Genomic DNA, 12,515 nt, shown 5'->3' on the forward strand with positions numbered 1-12,515 from the left:
AATATAATGAGCCTCTTAAAAAGGCTGTAAAACAGTCTCCTGTGATAAAAAACACAGGAGACTGTTTTTTAGCTGCCAAATCGTTATAAATTATACTTCAAAATATGTTTTATTATAATATCGATACCGCCTTGTGAACTTAGCTTCTTGCCGAGTTCAGACGCATTTCTCCGCACATTTTCTGAACCTATGACTTTATCAGCCTTACTGCGAATGATATCAGTTCTGAACTGCCTGTGCGGAATGATGATACCTGCTTTGTTTTTCACAACAGAAACCGCATTGTATCTTCGTTCAAAGACTTTACCCGGAACTATCATCTGCGGAACTCCGTGAAGCAGACCATCAACTACACTGTTCTGACCACCGTGGTTTATAAACAATACCGCCTCGTCAAGAAGCTCATTGAAGTTCCAGCGCGGAGCTATATGAATATTGCCTGTATTCTTCGCTTTCAGGTACTTTGAAGCTATATACACTTCATACTCCGAATCGCTGAAAGCTTTGCTTAACTCCCTTTCTGTCAACCCTGCTGAAACTGTTCCGTTTCCCATATATACGACTATCTTGTCTCTGAGCCGTTCAGATGTATTGATATTTTTCAGCGCACCGCAGAAAGTTACGTTTTCTTTTTCAATAGGTTCAAGCTCATGGATACTCGGACAAAAGCACTCATCAGCCCAGTCAAATAGCTCCAACACACACTTTACCTGCGGAAGTTTTTTCTCTTTCAGATACCTGTTCACGCCCTTTGCAAGCTTAGGAGAATTTGCATATTCAGGCTGCGTTGGATAACTGACAGTTGTAAACAGCTTCTTCTTTTCAAGTTTTGCTGCAATCATAGCGGGTATACTGAATTCCGAATAAACAATATCAGGTTTGAAACTCCTTATAGCTCTGCGAACGCTTGCAACGCTTTTCACAAGATATCTATAAACCGAATTTCCTGTCAATCGTAGAACTTCATCAAAGCTCTTTACCGTTTTTCTTGAAGTTATCCCCAGCTTCTGCGCAACATGAAACACATTTGAAGCTATGATCTTTGGCATTCCAAGCGGAGCAGGAACGTCAAGGAAATAGTTCTTTATACCGCATATTTCGGAATAGTTGACATCTTCTGCTATACAGGTCACAACGTCTATCCCTGCCGCAGCTGCACTTTCAGCAAGCAGTCTGCAACGAGAGAATGGTCCTGATGTTTCAGCCATTGCTGCCATAGGTACTATAAGTAGTCTCATAAATTTGCTCTTCCTTATTGTTTTTTCATTAATGATTATTCTTTAAAACCAATACTGATATTCTCTTTTTTGAGGAAGTAACGGTATGCAAGATAAGATACAACTGTGTCAAATGCATTTCCGCAGCCGAACATCAGCGCTATACCGATGAGGGTAGGCTTCCATGCCCCGCAGAGATACAGAACAAAGAATGTCCCGTAATAAATGCTGTTTGTAACTACAGACTCAAACAGCATATACTTTGTTTTGCCTCTGCCGTAGAACGTTGCATCGAACACATTCTGAAACGCATATAAAACGTAGAACCCGAACAGCAACATTACAAGCTTAAACAGCTTGTCTACGTCGCTGTAATTGAGGACATACTGCATGAACGGCTTGTACAGTGGGATAGTTACTACCCAGAGCAAGCAAGTCATTGCAGTGATAGCAAAGTATCCGTAAGTATTATTTCTGACAGCATTCTTATCTTTAGCAGTCTCCTGCTTTATAAGCTCGCCAAGCTGAGTTATAGGCAGCAGCATCCAGCCCCAGATAAAGTTATTGGCTACCCAGTAGGTGCCCTGCTCCCCCACCATGTTCACCATACGCGATACCATAAGCATATATGCGATATTTCTGACGAATGATTCCAGTCCAGATATGCTGCCTATCTTAAAGAAATCCTTCATCCAAGCAAACGACAGCTTTGTTTTCTTGAATACAGGATAACCGCATTTGCTTATAAGGACTGCCGCAATAATGAACAGGAGCAGGTTGGAAATGATATTGGATATACCAATACCGTTTACTCCGCACTTCAGCGATACAGGAAGCGACGAAACCAGTAATGTATCAAGTATGATACTCAGGATAAGCTTCGCAGCCGTAATAGCAAAGACAAGCTTGTCTTTGCCTATAGTTATCAATGCGACACAGATAAAGCTATAGAGTATACCGAATATATTCGCTATGCACTCTATCCTGATATAGCTTGCAGACTCCGTAAGTATATCCTGTGATACTGCCATAAATTTAAGAAGCGGTTCAACGAATATCAGCACAAGTACAGAGCAGACCGTATATATTCCGAGCGATATGATCAAGCCGCTTCGTATCCTGTTGGAATACTCCTCTTTATCTGAAACAGCCTGTCCCATAAAAAAGTAAAGCGGCAGGATTATAGCTTCATTTATGACCTCGTACAGCAGATTTACCCATGAAAGCTGTCCTGCTATGGAATAAGGCCATTCTCCCGGCAGCTGCCCGAGGAAAAAGGTTCTCAGCGTAGTATACAGCGTCGGACATAGTCCCATTATGAGCAAAGCGATAAACATTCTTCCGTTTATATTCTTCAATGAACTCTTAATTTTTTCCATACTAAATCTCCCACACACAAACCGTGCACAAATTTTCTTTATTATAGCATAGGTCTTAGCTATTTACAAGACCAGACATTGGTGTTATAATAGATGAAATGAAGATACCGAAAAAACTCGCAAGCTCAGGAAAGAAATAAAGGTGAATACGATGAAAGAATACAGAATAACAGCAGAAGAGGCGAAGAAACGTCTCACTATCGGCAATCAGAAATATATCAAGTCTAACGAGCTATCAAGCGATGTTTCTCCCGATACGCTTCTCAGGTTTAGTCAGAGCGGTCAGCAGCCCTATGCAATTATAATTACCTGCTCTGATTCAAGGGTGGTTCCGGAGCTGATATTCTCAGCAGGGATAGGCGACCTTTTTGTTATCAGAGTTGCAGGCAATGTCATCGACTCCCACCAGCTGGGAAGTATAGAATATGCGGCTGAACATCTCGGCACGGGACTTATCGTTGTGCTCGGACACGATCACTGCGGAGCGGTTGACGCTGCCATGAACCACGAGCCAGACGGATATATCAAGTACATCACGGACGAGATAGTAAAAGCAATCGGTGACGAAAAAGACGAAGTGAAAGCCTGCTGTCTTAATGTAAAGCACAGCTGCGATATTATCGAGCACAGCCTTCAGATTCAGAAGGACGAAGAGGAATACGGACTTAAAGTGCTCGGAGCTATCTACCACCTTGAAAGCGGCGAAGTAGAGTTCCTGTGATACAGCAGCTCCGGGAGAAAAAATATGTTGAGATTTAAAGAATGGACATTCAGTTCAAATGATAGCGATATAAAGCACAAGGTTACAGATATTCGCTTATATTCCGATGACAATGAAAAAATTGAAATAGAATTCAAGCCTGTTCGTATTTATTCCCAAACAGACAGTACCATGCAATGGGAAGACTGGAACTTCTATGACAGCATATATATCTATAAAACGGACTATGAAAAGCTTATCCTGTCATCTATCCGTCCGCTGTTTCCTGTAACGGATCCTGATCCCAATGGCTTTGGCGTTCAGGAATGCTTCGATCTGACATCTATAAATTTCTTTGGAAAAGATGACTGGAAAAAGCTTATAGATAATCTGGCTGAATGTATCGAAACTTCTGCGGAAGAAGAAAAAGAATTCTATAACGCAGTGATCAAGTACTTAACGTATTTCATGGAACAAAGTGACTGGTTCTGTATAGAAGGCAACCTATAAGCATATCTCCTTTTGATAATTCCTGACCATATACAAAACTGCTCCCTGTGTAATAAACACAGGGAGCTTTTTTTTCTATTTATCGACCGGATAAATTGACCTCATTCTTATTTTCTTTCTTCGATTAACATAATATCTGATAATTCACTTTTTGTATCATCAAATAAAAGACTTAAAATAATATTATCTTTTTTATATTCGAGGTAAGATTCCGTCTGTATACTCGTTTCGCCAAAGCTTGATGTAAAATCTTCAATTGACGTTTTGTAATCTAAGCCATTGATCTTGATATAATCATTTTCGGGCGATTTGGCATCAACTAAAACTACTTTCTTCTCTGAATTATTATCAGTTTTATCTCCTTCGATAGCTATAGTACAAATGTAGTCTTTACTGTTATACATATCATAGATCGTATAATCGTCATCATGAATATAAACACCATTTTCAAGCTTATAATCGTTGCCGAGCTCGCCGAATTTAAAAGGGAAAACAAGCGTATTTTCACAAATACTTATATTTGTGATATCAGATTTTTCGTTTTCAACTTTATTAGTGTCGGTAGTATTTTGCTGTACATGGATACTGTCGCTTGCAGAAACATCATTTTTCGATGTTTTATCACCACTGCATCCACTTAATGCATTGACTGAGCAGAACAGCAGCAAAAGAAAAGGTAACAGTTTGTTTTTCATTTTTTCCTCCTATATCATGCCAAATATTCAGAACAGATCCAGCATACTGTCGAGATATATCTCTTCACGAACTGTAAGCTGGTAGTGCGGCTTTGTGAGATAATAAAGCAGAAATTCGAGATTGACAGCACTTCCCAATCCTCTGCCTTCTATTTTGAAATTGGAAAATCCGAGGGGCAGATAGGCGCTGATGATGTCATCTGTACTGATAAATCCAGGATTTTTCATTGCTTTTGAAAAACGGTATCCGTCCTTGGCATCAGGTGCGGTACAGATATGCTCGGGACAGTTTTCTCCCAGATTTTTCCGGCTTACATTTTCATAGCAAGCTTTTCTGTCTTTACAGTAAAACGAGCAGCATTCATTGCACAGAAACTCGACCTTATCTTTCTGGACCTGCGAGAGTGTATCAAGTTTATCGTACATCTTATTCAGTCTGAAATCAGGAATAACATATTTAAAATCACTCCGCTCCGTTTCCTTTAAAAACTCATTGAAATCAGTCTGTACCTTCGTAGTCGAGGAAACGAAGTAAAGGTCGGGATAATTATTCTTAATATGTTCAAGCAGAAGATCAGAGTGGATTATCACACCATTCTGTACACCTTTGCTTCCTGCGAAAAGCTCACACAGAGCATTGCATTTCCTGTCGGTGAGATGTTCAGGTTTTAAAAGCGAATTGCTGAAAGTAAGCCTTGAAGAAATACCGTATTCATTCATAAGTGCGAGTACATCTTCAGCTTTACATTTGCCGAATCCTGCACGTCCGCCCCCCCAGATACAGTCTGCTGGAGCACCATAGACAGATGCTATTTCGCACCAGTCGTAGAAAAATTCCCGTTGCTCACGGTACAGCGGCAGAAACGCACTGTACAGTTCATAGAACTCAAACAGCCCCGGAAGATGAAAATAAGCTTTATTTTTTGCAGTGTTTTCCATATGTGATCACACCATTTTCTTTAATTTTAGATATAGTCTCCTTGATCTCAACTGTATCCATTCTACTTTTCTCCTGTTATGAGTTTATACCGCTTTATGATGTGGACAAATATTATCTAATCATCTAAACTATATAACTAATCATCCAAATCAAAATCATCAGGACTGAGCATTACTTCAGCACGATGTGCTTCTGACAGGTGACTTCTATTCCAATTCTCATTATGACTATCTATATAATTTCGTTTAGTTTTATGGCCTTTATAAACGTACCAACAGGCACTTCCTTTCGGATTATCAAGAGGATAGATAAAAACCTTTACATCAAGTGTTTTTCTTGAGTTACCGCAAGGAGTAAAACGTATACCGAATTCTTTTTCAAATTCAAGATCCATTTTCTTCAATTGTGGTATGTCAGGATTTACAGCAGGAGGAATAATAAAATCTTTATCATACCACCAAAGAACAGGCTTACCTTCGGGAGGATAGTACTTATTCAGCTTTATCGGAACAGTAATCCTCTCACCATTCTGCCTATATTCAAATACCACATCTTCAAATGTAAGTTCATCATTTTCGATGTAATCACCCTGAAATTGTACAGCAATTCCCTTTGAACTTCCGCCTTTATTATTAACAGAAACGCAATGGCTTCTTCCGATCTTACAAGGCATCAAATTAAATCTTGGTATTTCAAATTTGGGCGGCCTGTTATCAGAAGCGGAATCCATTTTATATTTTAATATAACGAGTTTTTGAACATCGACCATTTCAAGCATTTTCGTACTAAGGCAGCACTGCTCTGTGTTCATATCAAGCATCTCTGCTGCACTGAAAAAAACTTCTTCTGCAAAAACGTGGTTATCATTGATCAATGCTAAAAAGGCTTCATAATCTGTAATGACCTTTGCCCATGGCAAAGACTCTGTATTCCTCTGATATGGCATTCCGTAGTTATCGCCGACATTAATAAATCCGTCAGTTCCATCAGACGTATTGATAAGATTCATCATAAGATAATCGCTATCTATACAGGAAGCTGCAATTACGTATGTATGGAATTTATCTGAAAAAGGCACAGCTATCTTCTTTGCATCATTTGGTTCATCGAACATAAAAGTATCTGAAATAATTGTTATCCATTTGCTATCCTCGGAATAGTACAGAGCTACAGTTATCTCAGCTTCATTATTGTCATCAGTACAGATATAACCTTTATCGGTCATATTTGCGTTCATAAAATTTTTCACATCATTAATACTAAAATCTTCTGTCATTTTTCATTTTAATGTGTATATTTGAAAAAAACATTCCCATAGTATCACCTTACTTATTATAATTTATCAAAGCTCACCTTTTTGTTATAAACTATTATACCACATATATTTCTGTTTGTCACTCACCTTTACTATGAAATAGCCGGCTCATTGAGCCGGCTATGCATAAAACATATCATTATGACTGATTTTGATGCTTCGTTTAAGACAGCAAAAGCTGTCTCATCATGACCATATCGAATATATCTATCCTGCCGTCTGTACACAGGTCACCTGCCTGCCAGTCAGCAAGCTTTGTATTGGGAACAGCAAGCAACCATTTCTGCAACAGAACAAGGTCTGAGACATTGAATTCACCGTCAGCATTAACATCGCCCTTAACGCTCTCTTTACTTCCCGAATTCACAAGCAGCTTTATATCTGAGGCAGTTAGATCTCCGCCATAAGCTGAGATGGAAATACCGTCAATGTCACTGTAGCCTATTCCCAGTTCATCAAAGGCTGACTGAATATCCGACGCAAGAAATACCGCTTTATCGCCGTTAAAATATGACGGCTGTACAGCGTGCCAGAGCGAAGGTTCTGATGTCCAGCGCTGAAGAGCGATAACAGGCGGATTTCCCGTAGAGCTTACATAATTCAGTTCTACCGCATATGTATCCCCCAGTTTTTTCAATGTGCTCATATCCAGCGATATCTTATCATTTCCGGAATTTATCTCCTGATACAGCGAATATCCTTTGCAAGGATATTTCGTAACGCTTGAATACAGGATATTCTTTTTCGGAGCTTCTCCCTGCCTTTCAAACAGCTCGGATATCGTTACAAATTCATAGCCCTGCTCCACAAGTTTAGGCAGTGCTATCTTCAACGCTTCGACCGTCTGATCGTTGCCTGTGGAATCATGCATAAGGTAAATAGTACCGTCTTTGGCGTATTTCAGGATATTCTCCGCTCTTTCATTTGCATCGACCTGTCCCATATAGTCCTGTGTATCAGCACCATAAATGAACGGTATATCAATATTATCATACATAGTCTGGCTGACACCGATAAACGGAGGACGGAAGCATTTGGTCTTCTCCCCTGTTATCGCCTCGACCTTTTCATCTACATATGCGATCTCCGCCTTTATCTCATCAGGTGTCATATTCATCATGCTGTTATGCGTTTTTGAATGATTGGCAATCTCCATTCCCATATCATAAGCACGCTTGACAGACTTGGCACTTTCGTTATTGATATTCATTCCTATGAGAAAGAAAGTCGCTTTCGCATTATACTTATCCAGAACATCGAGCACTTCATTAGTGGTTGTAGTATTAGGTCCGTCATCAAATGCCAGTGCAAGCAATTTCGGTTCCGCTTCTGCATTTACCATAATATTCGGAACACATGATATCAGCAATACGGCAGATGATATCACCGCTCCTATCTTAATGATGATTTTTCTCATATTTGTCACCTCATAAATCACGACTCATTATCGTTCACTTTCCATTATTATAGCACACCGTAAATAAGAATACAAGAACCGGAATACGAATTCTTTTTGTTGACATACTCTTTTCCAGCTATATATCATTGAAATGTCTCTGTATCAGGTACTGATTATACGATAATGGCTGACCGAATAAAAGACCGCTTCGGCGCATCATATGAGCATATTCTAAACGGAAATGTAGGATGTAAGCAAATAGCTTCCCTATACGGAATAAACCATGAAGCTTAGACGAATGCAACTTACCGTCTAAATAATACAACTTACCATTGAAATATTGCAACTTAATGATATTATGTTGCCTTTCATCGCAATATTATTATATAATAATAGAAAATCAAAAACAAAAGGAAACCTGCATAGAATTAAAGCTAATACTGCAAAACAGTTTATTTATGTACTTCAGCAGTTTCTGATGCGCACAGAAACTGTTCGGAATAAAAAATAATGTATTATGGAGGTAAAAATGAAACACAGCAAACTCATAACAATGTTTTCAGTTACACTACTCGGAACTTGTCTTGCGATTTTCTCTCCATGCACTATTGCAAAGGCAGAAAAATCAAACGGATTTGAGTACACCTATGATACTGAAACAAATGAAGCAACTATCATCGGATATGATGGCGCGTCTTCAACAGTAAAGATACCTGACAAACTCAACGGTTATACCGTTACAGTTATAGGTGAAAAAGCGTTCTATAACAAGATGATCTCTTCTGTATCTATCCCAAATACGGTCAAAGCTATTAAAGATGAGGCATTCTGTGCGGACCTTTTCTTACAGGAATTATCTGTTCCTTCCAGTGTTAAAGAGATCGGTACAGATGCATTCGCCTTATGCAAGTCAATGACGCACGCAGAGATAAAAGGAGCAGCAAAGATTGATAATTATTCGTTCTATGGCTGCACAGGATTAACAGATGTCTCATTTTCGTCGGACGTATCTTATATTGGTATCGGAGCATTCTACAATTGTACTTCTCTGGAAAATGTTACGATTCCCGAAGGCGTTACAAAAGTAGATCAGGCAGCATTTTATGGCTGTTCTTCTTTAACATCTCTGACAGTACTCGGTCCGACAGAACTTGACTGGTGTTCATTTGGTGAATGTCCGGCACTGGCTGAAATACAGCTTTCAGATGATTCAAGCACATACAGACGTAACGGGTACAGTGCTTTTTATAATTGTCCTTCACTTTATAAAGTAAATGGCGTTCAGGCTTTGCAGTATCAAACTGACAGTAACGGTATTCAATATCCTGTCATCAATCCTGCTATTGAACCCGCTATTCGCAATCATTTTTGCAGAAGTATGAATGTAGGATTTGTAAATGATTACTGCACAGAGCTTTGTGATTATATAGTTGAAACGGAAACAGATGATTGGATGTGTGACGCATTGAAAGCCCGTCAGCTTCACGACTGGATAATCCGTCACTGCGAACTTGAAGACGGTAAAGACGGAGAATCAAACAGTGATGCTGAAAATCAGATCGCATCTTCAGTATTTCTTAGTTATGCAATAAACACGCGAGGTCAGGGTGTAGGCGAATCCGTATGCGCAGGCTATTCAAGAGCATATACCATGCTTCTCGCTACAGCAGGTGTTGAATCATATTGTATCCATAACGGTAGTCGAGCCTGGAATCTTGTTAAGATAGGTAACAAGTATTATCATACCGATGTGCTGTCTGATGATTACGGAAACTCAGGTATCAGATATTCAAGCTTTCTAAAAAGTACACTTCGCTCAGGCACCGAAATAAAACAGCTTTCATTAAACGAACATCCGCTGCTCAATATATATCAGAATGATATATCAGGTCAGATCAAAGAATGTAATGAGTCCTATCTTGATAACAACAATGATGGTATACTGGACTATGACTTTGATCTTGACGGCGTAAATATTCAGTATGATTTCCTGAATGACCTGAACGCATATCAGGGAATGTTACAGTTTGCATTCGGAACAGGCAGTAATACGGAGCAGATCAACAATAGAATGAGTGAAGTGCTCGCCTATTTACACGCAGCCCATAAAGATTATTGGACTTATATCAACGAATCAGGACCGTCAGATCAGAGCGTACACTCAGGAACTAAAGCAACATTCAAAGTCACTTTATTTGGCGATGATCTGAAATATCAATGGCAGTATTACAACACAAACACAGGTAAGTGGACAAATGTGAGCCCGTCTAATGTGTCAACTTCCGCTACGCTGTGCTTAACAGCTGCAACAGACATGAATAACAGAAAATTCCGTTGTATTGTCAAAAACAAAAACGGTCAGAGTATCAATTCTAACGTTGTTATACTGAAAGTCGTTTGATTTTTATTACCAAATCTAAAAGCTGTTTTCTTTATAAAGAAGAAGCAGCAAAATATATTATTTTTTTAGGAGGATCATAACATGAAACACAACAAATTTTTCTCATTTCTGACAACAGTAATGGTCGGAGCATCAGCTGCTGCTGCACCTGTAAGCATTACTGCCGGAGCAGCATCGAACTATGGTACATTCAACGGACTCGATTATACCTATGACACTGAAACAAATGAAGCAAAGATAACGGATTACAGAGGTTCGGATAGTACAGTGGAAATCCCCTCAGTAATCAATGGCTACACTGTTACAGAGATCGGAACTTTTGCATTTTATAACCAAAATGTAGTTGAAGTTGTTATACCGGATACAGTAAGAACAATAGACTATGGCGCATTTCAGAAATCCACTGTAGAGTCTGTAACAATTCCTGCAAGTGTTACAACAATTGACCAGAGAGCATTTCTGAACTGTACGTCTTTGAAATCTCTGACAGTCCTCGGTGCGACTGAGTTGAATTGCCACTCATTTGAAAACTGTACAGCACTGGAAGAAGTTCAGCTTTCCGACGATTCACAAACATATAGATATTTTGGACATGAAGCTTTTTATAACTGTCCTTCGCTCTATAAAGTAAACGGTGTACAAGCTCTGCAATACGAAACGGACAGTAATGGTATTGAGTATCCTGTCATCAATCCTGCTATTGAACAGTCTATACGCAATCACTTCAGCAGAAGCATAAATGTAGGATTTGTAGATGATTACTGCACGGAGCTTTGTGATTATATAGTTGAAACGGAAACCGATGACTGGATGTGTGATGCACTGAAAGCGCGTCAGCTTCATGACTGGATCGTTCGTCACTGCGACTATGAAGACAGATTAAACGGAGAAAAAACAAGTGATAATGAAAACCATGTAGCATCTTCTGTTTTCCTAAGCTATGCAATAAATGTACGTGGAGAAGGTAATGGCGAAACAGTCTGTGACGGCTTTGCAAAAGCATACACGATGCTCCTCTCGGCAGCAGGCATTGAATCATATCACATAGGTCATACTATGCACGCATGGAATCTTGTCAAGATAGATGGTAAATTCTATCATGTTGATGTAACGAATGACAACTCCTATGCAGGTTCAAATCTGTCACCATATGGAACTAATTACACTTATTTCCTGAAGAAATCTCTGCATGGCGGCAATATCGTTCAGAATCATCCTTCTGATCATCCACTGCTCATGGTTTACAATAATAATGTAAATAATGAGATAAAAAATTGCCCACAGGACTACCCTGATAAAAACCGTGACGGCATTATGGACGATGATTTCAATTTGAACGGCACAGGCGTGTCGTATGGTGATTTCAATGGTGATCTTAATGCATGGCATCATTGGGAATTCATGTTTGGCGGTTCAATGGATACACTTAACGACAAGCTGCCCGAGATCTTTGATTATCTCCGCCGTAATCACGAATCCTATGATACATACCTTGCAAATTCAAGTCCGAAGAATGTATCCGCTGCTGTAAATACTACTGCAACTTTCAAGGTTACTTTGTTCGGCGATAATCTGACATATCAGTGGCAGTATTACAATACCAATACAGGAAAATGGGAAAATGTAAACTCAACGACTGCGAAAACTCCTACACTGAAAATTACAGTAAAAAGCGGAATGAATAACAGACAATTCGGCTGTATCGTAACTAACAAAAACGGTAACTGTATTTACTCCGATATTGCCAAGCTTACTGTTTCATGATCTATTACATAAAAATATAATACTGGAATACAGAACGGCAGCCATTTGGCTGCCGCTTCATTTTCGGTATAGTTTTAGATCACTGTCAGCTTGACTGGCATGGAATTGAGAGAATATCTGTCTTGATTCGTAATATTACCTGTTCAATTGTACAGATTTATACTGTACCCGCTACTGCAATACCGGTCTTGGAGG

At 39.3% G+C, this 12,515-nt stretch carries 10 protein-coding genes; 4 read left to right on the top strand and 6 right to left on the bottom strand.

Translation table 11 applies throughout. From position 1 onward, the window contains the following. Positions 1–83: 83 nt before the first annotated feature. Together BUB28_RS05455 and BUB28_RS05460 are read right to left on the bottom strand one after the other, a co-directional pair. Positions 84–1,238: a glycosyltransferase gene (locus tag BUB28_RS05455; RefSeq protein WP_072949619.1), complete on the bottom strand. Its 1,155-nt coding sequence runs from the start codon at positions 1,236–1,238 to the stop codon at positions 84–86. A gap of 35 nt (positions 1,239–1,273) precedes the next feature. After that, positions 1,274–2,596: an MATE family Na+-driven efflux transporter gene (locus BUB28_RS05460; protein WP_072949621.1), complete on the bottom strand. Its 1,323-nt coding sequence runs from the start codon at positions 2,594–2,596 to the stop codon at positions 1,274–1,276. 151 nt (positions 2,597–2,747) lie between these two features. Here BUB28_RS05460 and BUB28_RS05465 point away from each other — a divergent pair, with 151 nt between their 5' ends. Together BUB28_RS05465 and BUB28_RS05470 are read left to right on the top strand one after the other, a co-directional pair. Beyond that, positions 2,748–3,317, top strand: coding sequence for a carbonic anhydrase (locus tag BUB28_RS05465; protein WP_072949623.1), 570 nt, complete (start codon positions 2,748–2,750; stop codon positions 3,315–3,317). 24 nt (positions 3,318–3,341) lie between these two features. Beyond that, entirely contained in the window at positions 3,342–3,806 is a 465-nt protein-coding gene (locus BUB28_RS05470; protein ID WP_072949625.1) for a hypothetical protein, read from the top strand. Positions 3,807–3,913: 107 nt separating this feature from the next. Here BUB28_RS05470 and BUB28_RS05475 read toward each other — a convergent pair whose 3' ends face one another. The 4 genes from BUB28_RS05475 to BUB28_RS17225 form a co-directional block, all read right to left on the bottom strand. Further along, positions 3,914–4,501 (bottom strand): hypothetical protein, encoded by a 588-nt coding sequence (locus BUB28_RS05475; protein WP_072949627.1) that lies wholly within the window; start codon positions 4,499–4,501, stop codon positions 3,914–3,916. Between the two features lie 27 nt (positions 4,502–4,528). After that, positions 4,529–5,440: a hypothetical protein gene (locus BUB28_RS05480; protein ID WP_072949629.1), complete on the bottom strand. Its 912-nt coding sequence runs from the start codon at positions 5,438–5,440 to the stop codon at positions 4,529–4,531. 137 nt (positions 5,441–5,577) lie between these two features. Then, positions 5,578–6,717, bottom strand: coding sequence for a hypothetical protein (locus tag BUB28_RS05485; protein ID WP_207647079.1), 1,140 nt, complete (start codon positions 6,715–6,717; stop codon positions 5,578–5,580). A 202-nt stretch (positions 6,718–6,919) separates the two neighbouring features. Then, entirely contained in the window at positions 6,920–8,173 is a 1,254-nt protein-coding gene (locus BUB28_RS17225) for a polysaccharide deacetylase family protein (protein WP_072949632.1), read from the bottom strand. Positions 8,174–8,684: 511 nt separating this feature from the next. Here BUB28_RS17225 and BUB28_RS05495 point away from each other — a divergent pair. Both BUB28_RS05495 and BUB28_RS05500 read left to right on the top strand, forming a co-directional pair. Next, positions 8,685–10,556: a leucine-rich repeat protein gene (locus tag BUB28_RS05495; RefSeq protein WP_175547802.1), complete on the top strand. Its 1,872-nt coding sequence runs from the start codon at positions 8,685–8,687 to the stop codon at positions 10,554–10,556. An 81-nt stretch (positions 10,557–10,637) separates the two neighbouring features. After that, complete coding sequence (locus BUB28_RS05500) at positions 10,638–12,320, top strand: leucine-rich repeat domain-containing protein (RefSeq protein WP_081373396.1); 1,683 nt, start codon at positions 10,638–10,640, stop codon at positions 12,318–12,320. Positions 12,321–12,515 lie beyond the last annotated feature (195 nt).

This window comes from Ruminococcus flavefaciens, assembly GCF_900143025.1.
GTDB classification, from domain to species: Bacteria; Bacillota; Clostridia; order Oscillospirales; family Ruminococcaceae; genus Ruminococcus; species Ruminococcus flavefaciens_I.